The organism is Klebsiella sp. CN_Kp100 (assembly GCF_040065315.1).
Lineage (GTDB): Bacteria > Pseudomonadota > Gammaproteobacteria > Enterobacterales > Enterobacteriaceae > Klebsiella > Klebsiella oxytoca.
In genome coordinates this window covers 56,121-71,476 of record NZ_JBEAIJ010000034.1, presented here as the reverse complement: position 1 = coordinate 71,476, position 15,356 = coordinate 56,121, and the positions used below count along the sequence as shown (strand labels likewise).

Below are 15,356 nucleotides of genomic sequence, written 5' to 3'. Positions count from 1 at the left end.
CCGGCAAAAGTCGATGCCATGAACATAGCAGGACATCGACTGCCGGAACAGTCTGCCGTTACAACGGTTCGCCGTACAGACCAATAAGCCGGCGCACCACGCCATTGGTCCAGCCGAAGCCGTCCTGAAGCGGGTACTCACCCCCTCCGCCTTCGTGGGGAGTGGCGCTGGCGATGTGGTACTTTTCAATCAGCTTAAAGTGCTGTTTATAGAAATGATTCACCGTTTGCAGCCAGCTGTGGGCTATCTCATCGCCGAGCGGATCCTGACCGTACATTTTAAAACCCTGTACCGCCATCCACTGCAGCGGCGCCCAGCCGTTGGGCTTATCCCACTGTTCACCGCTTTGATATTCGGTCGCCATAATACCGCCGGGGGTAAGCAGGCGGGCGCGTACCGCATCGGCAAGCCTGTCGGCCTGATCGTGGGTCGCCATACCGACATAGAGCGCGACGATGCTGGCGGCGGAAAACAGCGCCAGCTGCTCGCGGCGCCAGTCATAATCGCGGAAACAACCGCTTTCGTCATCCCACAGATAGCGGGTCACCGCCGCCCGACGGTCGCTGGCCTTCTGGCGGAAAGCGGCCTCGGTTTCCCGGTCGCCCTTCAGGCCGGAGAGGTTGGCGATGGTATTCTCCAGCTTGAACAGCAAGGCGTTCAGATCAATGGGGATAAACTGGGTAGTACGGATGCTTGCCAGTCGGGTGATATCGCGCAGCCAGCGGCTGGAGTAATCCCAGCCGGACTCCGCCCCCGCGCGCAGGTCGCGATAAACTTCATTCGGCGGGCGCCCGGAGCGCTTCGCCGTTTCAACATCTTCCCGCCACGACTCATCGCGCGGCGTGTCGCGATCGTCCCAGTAGCGGTTCAGTAAAGAGCCGTCCGGCATACGCACCACGTGACGATACGCCTGATTGGGGATCAGCGATTCCGCGCCGTCCATCCAGAAGCTGTACTCCATTTGCAGGTGGTCAAGGTACCGTTTAGCGCCGCGGACGCCATCTTCTTCAAACAGTTCGACCATCAGGGCAAAGACCGGCGGCTGCGAGCGGCTGAGATAGTAGGTGCGGTTGCCGTTAGGAATATGGCCGTAGATTTCGATCATCCACGCGAAATTATCGGCCATGCATTTCAGCAGGTCTTCGCGGCCGCTTTCCGCCAGCCCCAGCATAGTGAAGTAGGAATCCCAGTAGTAGGTTTCGCTAAAGCGCCCGCCGGGAACAATATATGACTGCGGCAGCGCCAGCAGCGACGACCACGGAATATGATCCTGCGGCTCGCGGGTGAGGATTGGCCACAGATTATCAATATGCTCCTTGAGGGATCGCGTGGGATCGGAGACGTAGTCCTCGGCGCGGCTTTCCGGCAGCCAGAAATGATCTTCCACAAACTGGCGTAAATCGAATCCGGGGGTGCGCCTGATGCGACGATAGTGAATCAAGATATCCAGCGGATCCTGCTTCGGCGCGCAGTCCGGGAAGGTTTTACTATCGGCGAAAATTCGCGATTTCTGGACGTGGGCGAACAGCTCCAGATAACGATCGGCAGGGGTGAGGGCATCCGAGGCGGGCAGCCCTTCAATGATCTCCGGTTCAGGTTCGGCGTCGAACATTTCATCCAGCTTTAACTCATACGGATCGGCTTCGTAGCACGGATCGGTGTCGATCCTGAGCTCATCGTCATCAACGTTGCGTAATTTCTGGCTGAACATAGGGGTACGGACCTCCGGATTGCGTCAGTAGAGGATGCCGGGCACGCCCGACCTGTCTAATAAGCTTAGACATTCGCAGCGGGAAACGAAAAGAGAAGTGTGCGGTAGATCACGCTTTCCTCTGAACAATCGGTTCGGAGTTTTTGCTTTAACTTTTTGATCTACCGGATTAAAACCGTTTTAACCGCTGCGTATTGCGTTGAAAAATTCGGAGATTTCGTTTTGCAACAAAATCTAAATTCCCGGGCGCTGCCGCTATTCAGCCATTACTCCCACGCGGCTTCCAGCAGCTCCAGCAGCTGCTCGCTGGTCAACGTGACCGGGTTAGCCTTCATGGATGAGGAGCTGCTGGCGGCGAGGGCCGCAGGCTCCAGCGCTTCGCGGGGGACGCCGAGATCGCGCAGATTACCCAGACCGGCGCGCTGGCTCCACTCGCGCAGGCTCTCCCATGCGCTGTCAGGATCGGAATCCAGCCCAGCGGCCAGCCACTGGCGTACATCCGCAAAACGCTGGCGGAGGCATTCGTCGCTAATTTGTGCTTCGTTGAGCGCCAGGCCGAAGGGGAGCAGACTACCGCAAAGTGCGCCGTGGGCAGCGTTGCTCAGGCCTCCCAGCGGGCCTGCCAGGCCGTGAACCACGCCGAGTCCGGCATTGGCTAACGCCAGTCCGCCGCACAGGCTGACCCACGCCATCTCATCGCGGCTATCCGGACACTCATGTTCCATCAGCGTTCTGAGCGCTTTCATGCCGCGCGGGATCGCCTCCCGACAGAGTGCGTCGGTAAAAGGATTCGCGCGGGTGCACAGCCAGGGCTCAATCACCTGGGTGATAGCGTCGAGACCGGAGGCTAAGGTCACCGCGCGCGGCGCGCTGTCGGTGAGGGACGGGTCGATAATCGCCAGGTCCGGCAGCATGCGGTCGTCACGCAGGCTGACCTTGCGCTGCTGCTCGGGGACGTTAATCACCGCGTTCTTTGTGACTTCCGCGCCGGTACCGGCCGTCGTGGGAATGGCGACGAACGGCAGCGGATTGGCCTCTAATATGCGGCCGCTACCCACCACTTCCAGGTATTCGATCGCGGGCCCCTGCGCGGGAACCAGCGCCGCAATGGCTTTGCCCGCATCAATGACCGCGCCGCCGCCGAGGCTGACGATGGCGCCGACGCCTTTTTCCCGTGCCAGACTCACGCCCCGTTCAATATCCTGCAGGCAGGGTTCATGGGCGATAGAGAGTGTGGTGACGTGCAGCCGAAGCGCGTGGAGTTCGCTTAGCAAGCACTCCGCGCGCTGCGGGGTGGCGCCGTGAATCAGCAGAATCTTTGTCGAGCGCCCGGCGAGCCAGGGGGCCGCGCTTAGAGCAAGGCCGCGCCCAAAGCGGATATTGCCCGGAGTTAAAACGTTAAAAGAGGTCAACATGTCGGGTAACCTGTTCTGGAGAAAAATCGTGCAATCCACTATACACATTATCCGGCTGTACATGAGCCGCCGATGCAGTATTGTGAAACAACCATCTCTTTTGATTGAGGAATTGCTGACAATGATAAAAATACTGGGCAAACGCTCATCAATTAACGTGCGTAAGGTACTGTGGACCTGTGAAGAAGCGGGAATAGCATATCAGCAGGAGGATTACGGTAGCGGGTTCCAGTCCATCGAGACTCCGGCGTTTCGCGCCCTTAATCCGAATAGCCTGGTCCCGGTGCTGCTGGATGGCGATTTTGTGCTGTGGGAGTCAAACAGCATCTGCCGCTATCTGGCGCGCAAAGCCGGGCGGGAAGACCTGCTCCCCACGGCGCCGCAGGCTGCCGCCGAGGTTGAGCGCTGGATGGACTGGCAGGCAACGGAATTCAATACTGCCTGGCGCTACGCCTTTATGGGACTGGTGCGCAAGGACCCGCGTTTTCAGGAACCGACGGCTATCAAAGAGAGCATTGTCGCCTGGACCCGCTGCGTGCAGATCCTCAATGCGCAGCTTCAGCAAACCGGGGCATGGGTTGCCGGCAGCCAGTTTACGCTCGCGGATATCGTCCTGGGACTGTCGGTGCACCGCTGGAAAATGACGCCGTTCGCGCATCCGGAAATGGCCGAAGTGGAGCGCTGGTATATGGCGCTGAATCAGCGCCCGGCGTTTAAGCGCCACGGCAATAACGGCGTGGCGTAAAGATAAAAAAAGAAGCTCCGGAGAGCTTCTTTTTCATGTACGGTGCGCGTGTTACCGCATCGTCACAAACTCTTCCGCTGCGGTTGGGTGGATCGCCACGGTATTGTCGAAGTCTTTCTTGGTTGCGCCCATCTTCAGCGCCACCGCGAAGCCCTGCAGCATTTCATCCATACCGAAGCCGATACCGTGAATGCCGACAATTTTCTCTTCCGGGCCGACGCAGACCAGCTTCATGCGGCACGGCTGGCGGTGTGAAGTGACGGCGGTATACATGGCGGTGAAAGAGGATTTATACACTTTTACCGCCTCATCGCCGTACTGCTCGCGCGCCTGCGGCTCGGTTAAACCGACGGTACCGATTGGCGGATGGCTGAATACCACGGTCGGGATGTTGCTGTAGTCCAGATGTTCGTCCGGCTTGTTGTTAAACAGACGCTCGGAGAGACGGCGGCCGGCGGCAACGGCGACCGGAGTCAGCTCGACGGCACCGGTATTATCGCCGACGGCGTAAATACCCGGAACGTTAGTATTCTGGAATTTATCGACGACGATATAGCCTTTATCGTTAGTTTCCACTCCGGTAGCGGCGAGATTGAAGTTATCGGTTGCCGGTTCGCGACCGATCGCCCAAATCAGGCAGTCCACGGTCTGGCTGCGGCCATCTTCCAGCTCCAGGGTCAGGCTGCCGTCGGCGTTCTTCACTACCGCTTTCGGAATGGCATGGGTATGCAGCTGCGGGCCTTCGGCGTTCATCACCTCAACCAGCGTTTCAACGATCAGCGGATCGAAGCTACGCAGCGGCGCGTGTTTACGCACGAACAGATGGGTCTCCGCGCCCAGTCCGTTAATCACGCCCGCCAGCTCAACGGCGATATAGCCCGCGCCGACTACCGCAACGCGCTTCGGCAGCGCCGGCAGTTCGAAGAAACCATCGGAATCAATACCGTACTCGACGCCGGGAATGCTCGGATGGCTCGGACGGCCGCCGGTGGCGATCAGAATATGGTCGGCGGTTATCGTCTCGCCGTTAACTTCGACGGTTTTCGCATCGACAAAACGGGCGAAGCCTTTAATGACATCGACCTTGTTTTTGCCCAGCACGTTATCGTAAGAGGTGTGGATACGATCGATATAGGCGCTACGGCTGGCGACCAGCTTATCCCAGTCGAAGTGATTAATTGTGGTATCAAAACCGTAATCCGGGCCATACAGATGGATGGCTTCACGGATCTGCGCCGCATGCCACATCACTTTCTTCGGTACGCAGCCGACGTTCACGCAGGTGCCGCCCAGGTCTTTGGCTTCAATCAGCGCACACTTTTGGCCGTACATAGCGGCACGGTTAATGGAGGCGATACCGCCGCTGCCGCCGCCAATGGCGATATAGTCATAATGCTTGCTCATGAGTCTTATCCTTAATGTCTGATTGGCGCGATTGTATACCTGAAATCACCAGGTTCCACCGATTGCTGTGATTGTCACTCAGGCACGATCCAGCTGACGGTGGCATGGCCGATACCGGTCGGCACCAGCTTTTTATGTAGCCAGGGCAGAACGTTGTTCATCTGCTGCTCCAGCTTCCACGGCGGGTTGATGACGATCATCCCGGAGGCGGTCATCCCGCGCTGGTCGCTATCCGGACGCACCGCCAGCTCGATTTGCAGAATTTTGCGAATGCCGGTGGCCTCTAACTCTTTGATCATGCGCTTAATCTGCGCACGCAATACGACCGGATACCACAGCGCGTAGGTGCCGGTAGCAAAGCGTTTGTAGCCTTCATGAATTCCGGTGACCACCGCCTGGTAGTCACTTTTGATTTCATAAGGCGGGTCGATTAGCACCAGGCCACGACGAGATACCGGCGGCAGCTTAGATTTCAGCTGCTGATAGCCATCGGTTTTTTCAACCCGGGCGCGGTCGTCTTTCTGGAACTCCGCGCGCAGCAGCGGAAAATCGCTGGGATGCAGTTCTGTCATCTGCAGGCTATCCTGCTCGCGCAGCAGTTGGCGGGCAATCAGCGGAGAGCCGGGGTAGTAGCGCAGCTGGCCGCTACGGTTGAAGTGCTGGACCACGGAGATATACGGCTCCAGCTCGGCGGGCAGGTCATCCTGCTGCCAGATGCGGGCGATACCTTCGAGATACTCACCGGTGCGCTCGGCATGTTCGCTGCTCAGCTGATAGCGGCCAGCGCCGGCGTGGGTGTCCAGATAGAGAAACGGTTTTTCTTTATCTTTGAGCGATTCAATGATCAGGCTCTGAACGGTGTGTTTTAGAACGTCGGCGTGGTTGCCTGCGTGAAAGCTGTGGCGATAACTGAGCATGGATGCGGTGATTCCGGGAATTAAACAAGATAACCGATAGTTTACCGCAGATCCGCCTGGATTACCGCTGCGGTACCGTGCTGTTTTAATTCCTGCTGGTGTTGTGTGAGATGCGACTCCCCGGAGGCGGTGCTGGCGCACCTGTCCGGGCTACCGGCCCGCAGCCAGCTGATGATTGCGGAATTAGCTCTCTTTTGTGGGTTTTACCGCCGGCAGGGCGCGATGCATCGGCACCGGCAGCCAGGCGCGAATTAATAATCCGCCGCGTTCGCTGGAGCCAAGTTCCAGCTTGCCGTTATGGTTATCGATGATGCGCTGAACGATAGCCAGCCCGAGGCCGGTTCCGCTAATCGTTCGGGCGCTGTCACCGCGAACGAAAGGCTGGAACAGATGTTCGCGCTGCTCCGGCTTGATTCCCGGTCCATCGTCTTCGACCTGGAACCAGGCCCGGTTACCTTCGCTGCCGCTGCTGACCTTGATCCAGCCGTTGCCGTAGCGGGCGGCGTTGACCACCATATTCGCCAGCGCGCGCTTGATGGAGAGCGGATGCACGCGCAGCGGGATCTCTCCCGGCTGCAGATCGGTAGCGATTTCCCGCTCATAGCCGCTCTCCGCCGCAATCACTTCGCCCAGCACCGCATTCAGGTCCACCAGCTCCACCGGCATCTCCTGACCGGTGCGCAGATAGTCGATAAACTGCTCGATAATGGCGTTGCACTCTTCGATATCTTTATTAATCGACTCGGCGAGGTAGCCGTCCTCTTCGCCCATCATTTCCGTCGCCAGACGGATACGCGTGAGCGGAGTCCGTAAATCGTGGCTCACCCCGGCCATCAGCAGCGTACGGTCGTCCGCCAGTTGCTTAACGCCTGCGGCCATATGGTTAAAGGCACGTGTCACCGAACGCACCTCTGATGCGCCGTATTCGCGCAGCGGCGGAGGGATAATCCCACGCCCGACCTGCAGCGCAGCGTGCTCCAGATCGACCAGCGGTCGGTTCTGTATACGAATAAAGAGCCAGGCGCCGCCAATCGCCAGCAGCATGATCGCCAGGGTGTAGCGGAACAGCGGCGAGAAGTCGCCCTGGTGGATTTCGGTCAGCGGTACGCGCACCCAGATATTGGGGGAGAGCCAGGTTTTCAGCCACACCACGGGGGAGCTTTTGTTGACCTCAACCCGCACTTCGGTCGGCCCGCCGAGCTGGTGCGCCATCTGCTGGCTTAAGAATTCATAATGCTGCGCCCAGCGCAGGCCTGCGTCTTCCGCCGCTTCGTTGGAATAGAGCGAAATGCCCAGCTCGCGGTAAATTTCGCGGCGAAACGCCGGCGGAACCACCAGCTGGGTGCCGTCTTCCAGCTGCAGTTTATCGGTCATCAGCATACGCACTTCGTAGGCCAGAACCTTATTAAACTGCTGGAGACTGGGCAGGATCGCGAAATTCAGCACCACTAAATAGGTCGTCACCAGGCTGGCGAACAGCAGGGTGACGATCAGTAGCAGGGTACGGGCAAACGAGCTTCGCGGCGAAAAGCGCACGCGTTTCATGCCTTAGAGCCGTCCGGGACGAAAACGTAGCCCAGGCCCCATACGGTCTGGATATAGCGAGGATGCGCAGGATCTTCTTCCACCATGCGTCGCAGGCGTGAGATTTGTACGTCGATGGAACGCTCCATGGCTGAATACTCACGGCCGCGGGCGAGGTTCATCAGCTTATCGCGGGACAGCGGTTCGCGCGGATGGCTCACCAGCGCTTTTAGCACCGCGAATTCACCGCTGGTCAGCGGCATGGGTTCATCTTCACGGAACATTTCGCGGGTGCCGAGGTTCAGCTTGAATTTACCAAAGGCGATAACCGCCTCTTCCTGCGAGGGCGCGCCCGGCAGTTCGTTGGCCTGACGGCGCAGCACGGCGCGGATACGGGCCAGCAGCTCGCGCGGGTTGAACGGTTTTGGGATATAGTCGTCGGCGCCGATTTCCAGGCCCACGATTCGGTCAACTTCTTCCCCTTTCGCCGTGACCATGATGATCGGCATCGGGTTGCTCTGACTGCGCAGGCGGCGGCAAATGGACAAGCCATCTTCGCCCGGCAGCATAAGATCCAGCACCATCAGGTGGAAGGATTCGCGGGTCAGCAGGCGATCCATCTGTTCAGCGTTCGCCACGCTACGAACCTGGAAGCCCTGCTCGGTCAGATAACGTTCGAGTAGCGCACGCAGGCGCATGTCGTCATCGACAACCAGAATCTTATAATTCTCTTGCATTGTTTATACTCCCAAAGGTTCACTGCAATTGTCAGTACGTATTCTCAAAAAAGCCCGGGTCGCCCACCAGCGAAATCTGGTATATATTCCAGGCTAAATTGTTACAAAGCATATTTAACAGCAGCTTAAGTATACATTTAAGCATAAGACGCATTATTTATCCTGTTGCTATTATGACGCGCGACGAATTGTGCGCAGCATTGCACAAAGATTTGTAATCAGGAGCCGTAACCTTCGATGAAAACGCCGCTGATCACCCGTGAAGGGTATGAAAAACTGAAGAAAGAGATGGATACCCTGTGGCGCGAAGAACGTCCGGAAGTCACTAAAAAAGTGACCTGGGCGGCGAGCCTTGGCGACCGCAGCGAAAACGCCGACTATCAGTACAATAAAAAGCGCCTGCGTGAGATCGACCGCCGGGTGCGCTATCTGACCAAATGCCTCGAACAGCTGAAAATCGTCGATTATTCGCCGCAGCAGGAAGGAAAGGTCTTTTTCGGCGCCTGGGTAGAGATTGAAAACGATGCGGGCGAGACGAAGCGCTTTCGGATTGTCGGCTACGATGAAATCTTTGGCCGCAATGACTACATCTCCATTGATTCGCCAATGGCGCGCGCGCTGCTGAAAAAAGAGGTCGGCGATTTAGCTATCGTTAACACGCCCGCGGGCGAGGCTGGCTGGTACGTGAACGAAATTGAATACGTCAAAGCTAAATAGGTGCGGAACATTCCGAGAGGCTTGGGTCGCGGCTGGCATTTTAGCGTGCCAGTCCGTATAACTATCCCCCTGATTTTTGATCCTAAAGATGAATTAAACCGATGATGAATGATTCGCTCTGCCGCATTATTGCGGGTGAACTTCAGGCCAGGGCTGAACAGGTAGAAGCTGCCGTTCGCCTGCTTGATGAAGGGAATACCGTGCCGTTTATCGCACGCTATCGTAAAGAAGTCACCGGCGGTCTGGATGACACGCAGCTGCGTAATCTGGAAACCCGCCTGGGTTACCTGCGAGAACTCGAAGACCGTCGTCAGGCGATCCTGAAGTCCATCGGCGAGCAGGGCAAGCTGACCGAGGCGCTGGAAAAAGCCATCAACGGGACGCTGAGTAAGACCGAGCTCGAAGACCTCTATCTGCCGTACAAGCCGAAGCGCCGCACTCGCGGGCAGATCGCCATTGAGGCGGGGCTGGAACCGCTGGCCGAGCTGCTGTGGAACGAGCCCTCTCATGACCCGGAAACCGAAGCTGCCAAATATATCGACGCTGATAAAGGCATCGCGGACAGCAAAGCTGCCCTCGATGGCGCGCGCTATATTCTGATGGAGCGCTTTGCTGAAGATGCGGGCCTGCTGGCGAAAGTGCGCGACTATCTGTGGAAAAACGCCCATCTGGTGGCCACCGTCGTTAGCGGCAAAGAAGAGGAAGGTGCGAAATTCCGCGACTACTTCGATCACCATGAACCGATCTCCAGCGTGCCGTCGCACCGCGCGCTGGCGATGTTCCGCGGCCGTAACGAAGGCGTGCTGCAGCTCTCTTTGAACGCTGACCCGCAGTTCGATGAGCCGCCGAAAGAGAGCCACGGCGAGCAGATTATTATCGACCATCTCGGCCTGCGCCTGAATAACGCTCCGGCCGACGGCTGGCGTAAGGGCGTGGTGAGCTGGACGTGGCGTATCAAGGTGCTGATGCACCTGGAAACCGAGCTGATGGGCACCGTGCGCGAACGCGCGGAAGACGAAGCCATTAACGTCTTTGCCCGCAACCTGCACGACCTGCTGATGGCCGCGCCAGCCGGACTACGCGCCACCATGGGGCTCGATCCTGGCCTGCGCACCGGCGTAAAAGTCGCCGTCGTTGACGGCACCGGCAAACTGGTGGCTACCGATACCATCTACCCGCATACCGGACAGGCCGCCAAAGCGGCGGTAGCGGTTGCCGCACTGTGCGAAAAGTACAACGTTGAGCTGGTAGCGATAGGCAACGGTACCGCTTCGCGTGAAACCGAGCGCTTCTTCCTCGACGTCCAGAAGCAGTTCCCGAAAGTGACCGCACAGAAGGTCATCGTCAGCGAAGCGGGCGCATCCGTGTATTCTGCCTCCGAGCTGGCGGCGCAGGAGTTCCCGGACCTCGACGTTTCCCTGCGCGGCGCGGTCTCTATCGCCCGCCGGCTCCAGGACCCGTTGGCCGAACTGGTGAAGATCGACCCGAAATCTATCGGCGTCGGCCAGTATCAGCATGACGTCAGCCAGACCCAGCTGGCGCGTAAGCTGGACGCGGTGGTGGAAGACTGCGTGAACGCCGTTGGCGTCGATCTGAATACCGCATCCGTTCCGCTGCTCACCCGCGTTGCCGGCCTGACCCGCATGATGGCGCAGAATATCGTCTCCTGGCGCGATGAGAACGGTCAGTTCCAGAACCGCCAGCAGCTTCTGAAGGTTAGCCGTCTGGGGCCGAAGGCCTTTGAACAGTGCGCGGGCTTCCTGCGTATCAACCATGGCGATAACCCGCTGGATGCCTCAACCGTGCACCCGGAAGCGTACCCGGTGGTGGAGCGCATTCTGGCGGCGACTCAGCAGGCGCTGAAAGATTTGATGGGCAACAGCAGCGAGCTACGTCATCTGAAAGCCGTTGATTTTACTGATGAGAAATTCGGCGTGCCGACGGTCACCGACATCATCAAAGAGCTGGAAAAACCGGGCCGCGACCCGCGCCCGGAGTTTAAAACCGCCCAGTTTGCCGATGGCGTAGAAACGATGAACGACCTGCTGCCGGGGATGATCCTCGAAGGCGCGGTGACCAACGTCACCAACTTCGGCGCGTTTGTTGATATCGGCGTTCACCAGGACGGCCTGGTGCATATCTCTTCCCTTTCGAACAAGTTCGTTGAAGACCCGCATACGGTGGTGAAAGCGGGGGATATCGTGAAGGTTAAAGTGATGGAAGTTGATCTGCCGCGCAAGCGTATCGCGCTGACGATGCGTCTGGACGAACAGCCCGGCGACAGCAACGCGCGCCGCGGCGGGAACGATCGCCCTCAGGGCAACCGCCCGGCGGCGAAGGCTGCTAAACCTCGCGGTCGTGAGACGCAGCCTGCGGGCAACAGCGCGATGATGGACGCGCTGGCGGCGGCGATGGGTAAAAAACGCTAAACTCTCCGGCCCCTTTTGTCGAGGGGCCGCATTTCTTCCGGCATTCGCCATATTGTGCAAACAAGCATCAGTATTTTCTTATAACGTCGTAATAAGCGCGAAATGCGGACGGTGAGATTATTATTTTCATTTCGTTAACTATCGAAACCTTAATTAAACATTTGGTCATTAAGAATTATTATTATTTCGACGCCTGTTACAAAATAGAGTTTGCTCAATATCAACAAAAGCTCAATCTCCTGTTTAAAAAAACAATCGACCGCATTATATGTATTGATGATAAAAACTATTCTCATTATCATTATTTGAATTGAATATTTTTTATTCTTCGTTGGCTACGGTCCCTTGCGCCGCATCTTAGGCGCGTACGGAAAACTCTTTTTCAGTTGGCGATACACAAGTAGGTCCTATGCAATTCACACCTGATAGTGCGTGGAAAATCATTGGTTTCTCCCGCGATATTAGTCCGGCGTATCGGCAGAAACTGCTGTCCCTCGGAATGCTGCCGGGTTCATCTTTTAATGTGGTTCGCGTGGCGCCGCTCGGCGACCCTATCCATATTGAAACCCGACGCGTGAGCCTGGTATTACGTAAAAAGGATCTTGCGTTAATTGAGCTGGAAGCGGTTGCACAATAATGCCTGACCGGCACTAAGAGCATGAATATGAAAAAATTAACCCTTGGTTTAATTGGTAATCCTAATTCCGGTAAGACTACCCTGTTTAACCAGCTCACCGGTGCGCGTCAGCGCGTTGGTAACTGGGCGGGGGTGACCGTTGAGCGTAAAGAGGGGGGCTTCAACACCACCGATCATCAGGTCACGCTGGTGGATCTTCCGGGCACCTATTCGCTAACCACTATCTCCTCGCAAACCTCGCTGGATGAACAGATTGCCTGCCACTATATTCTCAGCGGCGACGCCGACATGCTGATTAACGTGGTCGATGCGTCCAATCTGGAACGTAACCTCTATCTGACGCTGCAGCTGCTGGAGCTGGGCATCCCCTGCGTCGTCGCGCTGAACATGCTCGATATCGCGGAAAAACAGAACATCCGTATCGATGTCGACGCGCTGGCCGCCCGCCTCGGGTGCCCGGTTATCCCGCTGGTTTCCACCCGCGGACGCGGTATTGAAGCCCTGAAAATGGCGATCGATCGCCATCAGCAAAATCAGCCTGTAGAACTGGTGCACTATCCGCAGCCGCTGCTGCGCGAAGCGGACAAGCTGGCGCAGGTGATGTCCGGGGAGATCCCGCAGCGCCAGCGTCGGTGGCTGGGCTTACAGATGCTTGAAGGCGATATTTACAGCCGCGCCTACGCCGGTGATGCCGCCCATAAGCTGGACGTGGCACTGGCGCACCTGAGCGAAGAGCTGGATGATCCCGCGCTGCATATCGCCGATGCCCGTTACCAAAGCATTGCTGCTATTTGCGATGCGGTCAGTAACACGCTTACCGCCGAGCCCAGCCGCTTTACCGCAGCGATGGATAAAGTCATCCTCAACCGTTTCCTCGGACTGCCGGTCTTCCTGTTCGTTATGTATCTGATGTTCTTACTGGCGATCAATATCGGCGGCGCGTTGCAGCCCATTTTCGATGCCGGTTCCGTGGCGATCTTTATCCACGGCATTCAGTGGATTGGCTATACCCTGCATTTCCCGGACTGGCTGACCGTTTTCCTCGCCCAGGGGATTGGTGGGGGGATCAATACCGTGCTGCCGCTGGTGCCGCAAATCGGCATGATGTATCTGTTCCTCTCCTTCCTTGAAGATTCCGGCTATATGGCGCGGGCGGCGTTTGTGATGGACCGCCTGATGCAGGCGCTGGGGTTGCCGGGGAAATCCTTCGTGCCGTTAATCGTGGGTTTTGGCTGTAACGTCCCTTCGGTGATGGGCGCGCGTACGCTTGATGCGCCGCGCGAGCGTCTGATGACCATTATGATGGCGCCGTTTATGTCCTGCGGTGCGCGGCTGGCGATTTTTGCCGTCTTTGCCGCCGCCTTTTTCGGCCAGAATGGCGCGCTGGCGGTCTTCTCGCTGTACGTGCTGGGTATCGTGATGGCGATTGCCACCGGTCTTATGCTGAAGCATACCATTATGCGCGGCGAAGCTTCGCCGTTCGTCATGGAGCTGCCGGTGTACCACGTTCCGCACGTGAAGAGCCTGATTATTCAGACCTGGCAGCGCCTGAAAGGCTTCGTGCTGCGCGCGGGTAAAGTGATCGTTATCGTTAGTATCTTCCTCAGCGCGCTGAACAGCTTCTCGCTGAGCGGTAAGATTGTCGATAACATCAACGACTCGGCGCTGGCGTCGGTCAGCCGGGTGATTACCCCGGTGTTTAAACCGATTGGCGTACATGAGGATAACTGGCAGGCGACCGTCGGACTGTTCACCGGCGCGATGGCCAAGGAAGTCGTGGTAGGGACGCTGAACACCCTCTACACCGCCGAAGATATCCAGAACGAAGAGTTCAATCCGCAGACGTTTAGCCTCGGCGATGAGCTGTTGGCAGCAGTGGACGAGACCTGGCAGAGCCTGAAAGATACGTTCAGCCTGAGCGTGCTGGCCAACCCCATCGAAGCCAGTAAAGGCGACGGCGAAATGGAAACCGGTGCGATGGGCGTGATGGGCAGCAAATTCGGCAGCGCTGCGGCGGCGTATAGCTACCTGATTTTCGTCCTGCTCTATATTCCCTGCATCTCGGTTATGGGGGCGATTGCCCGCGAGTCGAGCCGCGGCTGGATGATGTTCTCCGTCCTGTGGGGGCTGAATATCGCTTATTCGCTCTCTACGCTGTACTACCAGACCGTCAGCTTTAGCCAGCATCCGCGCTACAGCCTGGTATGCATTCTGGCGGTGGTGCTGTTCAATATCGTGGTCTTTGGCCTGCTGCGCAGAGCGCGTAGCCGGGTGGACGTTTCGCTGCTGGCGACGCGCAAAACGCCGTCTTCCTGCTGCCAGAGTCCTGCTGGCGATTGCCACTAAGGAGCGATGATGGCGTCGTTAATTGAAGTTCGCGATATGCTCGCCCTGCAGGGAAGGATGGAAGCAAAGCAGATCAGCGCCCGCCTGCGTGCGCCGCAGCCGTTAATCGACGCCATGCTGGGCCGCCTGGAAGCAATGGGTAAAGCGGTGAAAACCACCGAAGATGCCGATGGCTGCCTCTCCGGCAGCTGTAAAAGCTGCCCGGAAGGCAAGGCCTGCCTGCGGGAGTGGTGGTCGCTGCGCTGAGATGTTTTCCGGTGTTTTTTCCGGAGGCGATGCTGCGCATCTGTCCGGGCTACGAGTATGTGCGGTTTTGGGTTTGGTAGCCCGGACAGGCGCAACGCGCCGCCTCCGGGGAAGCCTCTGCGCCCTCGGGTGCAAGCGGGTCGTGAGACCCGCTTTCTGGCTTACTTGTAGACGTCCGCGTTAGCGTGAACCGTTTTTTCGTTCTTCTCGCCGGCAATTACCACGAAGTAAGTGCCGCCCAGCTCATCCGCTTTTTTCGACAGATCGCGCTTTGCATCCATCGGAGAGGTTGTTCTTGAGGTCGTAATGGAACCGATTTTAGTCAGGTTCATCTTAGCCACTTCGTCTTTTTGGATCTCCTTGGCGGCGAACGCGCCAAAGGACAGGGAGCCAATCACCAGAGATGCAACAATTCCTGTAACAAGTTTCATAGCCTCTACTCTCCATTAGGTTGTTTTTTTAGGTCGCGGGTCCGGCGTGAAATAGTCAACCTCCGCAACAACCTAAGTATTGCTGCACCCTGCGTTT

Annotated in this window: 13 protein-coding genes; 6 read left to right on the top strand and 7 right to left on the bottom strand. The window is 57.6% G+C overall.

The window, feature by feature from the left end:
* Positions 1-58 precede the first annotated feature (58 nt).
* Both ABLV12_RS12425 and ABLV12_RS12420 read right to left on the bottom strand, forming a co-directional pair.
* Entirely contained in the window at positions 59-1,711 is a 1,653-nt protein-coding gene (locus tag ABLV12_RS12425) for an alpha,alpha-trehalase (RefSeq protein WP_004106683.1), read from the bottom strand.
* 266 nt (positions 1,712-1,977) lie between these two features.
* Positions 1,978-3,126 carry an iron-containing alcohol dehydrogenase gene (locus tag ABLV12_RS12420; protein ID WP_064372334.1) on the bottom strand — a complete coding sequence of 383 codons (1,149 nt, stop codon included), beginning with the start codon at positions 3,124-3,126 and terminating at the stop codon, positions 1,978-1,980.
* Positions 3,127-3,247: 121 nt separating this feature from the next.
* Here ABLV12_RS12420 and ABLV12_RS12415 point away from each other — a divergent pair, with 121 nt between their 5' ends.
* Positions 3,248-3,871 (top strand): glutathione S-transferase, encoded by a 624-nt coding sequence (locus tag ABLV12_RS12415; protein ID WP_004106681.1) that lies wholly within the window; start codon positions 3,248-3,250, stop codon positions 3,869-3,871.
* A gap of 51 nt (positions 3,872-3,922) precedes the next feature.
* On the opposite strand, the gene gorA is transcribed toward ABLV12_RS12415, so the two are convergent.
* From gorA to ompR, 4 genes are all read right to left on the bottom strand, one after another.
* A complete protein-coding gene (gorA, locus tag ABLV12_RS12410) occupies positions 3,923-5,275 on the bottom strand; it encodes a glutathione-disulfide reductase (protein WP_004116189.1) in 1,353 nt (450 codons plus the stop codon).
* 74 nt (positions 5,276-5,349) lie between these two features.
* Positions 5,350-6,192: a 23S rRNA (adenine(2030)-N(6))-methyltransferase RlmJ gene (locus ABLV12_RS12405; protein WP_064397794.1), complete on the bottom strand. Its 843-nt coding sequence runs from the start codon at positions 6,190-6,192 to the stop codon at positions 5,350-5,352.
* A gap of 183 nt (positions 6,193-6,375) precedes the next feature.
* Positions 6,376-7,737 carry a two-component system sensor histidine kinase EnvZ gene (envZ, locus tag ABLV12_RS12400; protein WP_004106678.1) on the bottom strand — a complete coding sequence of 454 codons (1,362 nt, stop codon included), beginning with the start codon at positions 7,735-7,737 and terminating at the stop codon, positions 6,376-6,378.
* Entirely contained in the window at positions 7,734-8,453 is a 720-nt protein-coding gene (gene ompR / locus ABLV12_RS12395) for a two-component system response regulator OmpR (protein WP_001157751.1), read from the bottom strand. Before ompR ends, envZ begins: the two co-directional genes overlap by 4 nt.
* Before the next feature lie 237 nt (positions 8,454-8,690).
* On the opposite strand from ompR, the gene greB reads away from it, so the two are divergent.
* From greB to feoC, 5 genes are all read left to right on the top strand, one after another.
* Positions 8,691-9,170, top strand: coding sequence for a transcription elongation factor GreB (gene greB / locus ABLV12_RS12390; protein WP_160886713.1), 480 nt, complete (start codon positions 8,691-8,693; stop codon positions 9,168-9,170).
* A 101-nt stretch (positions 9,171-9,271) separates the two neighbouring features.
* Positions 9,272-11,599 carry a Tex family protein gene (locus tag ABLV12_RS12385; protein WP_160886715.1) on the top strand — a complete coding sequence of 776 codons (2,328 nt, stop codon included), beginning with the start codon at positions 9,272-9,274 and terminating at the stop codon, positions 11,597-11,599.
* A 409-nt stretch (positions 11,600-12,008) separates the two neighbouring features.
* The gene (feoA, locus tag ABLV12_RS12380; RefSeq protein ID WP_004106673.1) at positions 12,009-12,236 is read left to right on the top strand and encodes a ferrous iron transporter A; all 228 of its coding nucleotides are present in this window, start codon (positions 12,009-12,011) and stop codon (positions 12,234-12,236) included.
* Positions 12,237-12,263: 27 nt separating this feature from the next.
* Positions 12,264-14,582, top strand: a complete 2,319-nt coding sequence (gene feoB / locus ABLV12_RS12375; RefSeq protein ID WP_004106670.1) for a Fe(2+) transporter permease subunit FeoB — start codon at positions 12,264-12,266, stop codon at positions 14,580-14,582.
* Positions 14,583-14,591: 9 nt separating this feature from the next.
* Positions 14,592-14,828 carry a [Fe-S]-dependent transcriptional repressor FeoC gene (gene feoC / locus ABLV12_RS12370; protein ID WP_004106668.1) on the top strand — a complete coding sequence of 79 codons (237 nt, stop codon included), beginning with the start codon at positions 14,592-14,594 and terminating at the stop codon, positions 14,826-14,828.
* Between the two features lie 161 nt (positions 14,829-14,989).
* Here the strand turns inward: feoC and ABLV12_RS12365 are convergent, their stop codons facing one another.
* Positions 14,990-15,259 (bottom strand): YdgH/BhsA/McbA-like domain containing protein, encoded by a 270-nt coding sequence (locus tag ABLV12_RS12365; protein ID WP_004106665.1) that lies wholly within the window; start codon positions 15,257-15,259, stop codon positions 14,990-14,992.
* Between the last annotated feature and the right edge of the window lie 97 nt (positions 15,260-15,356).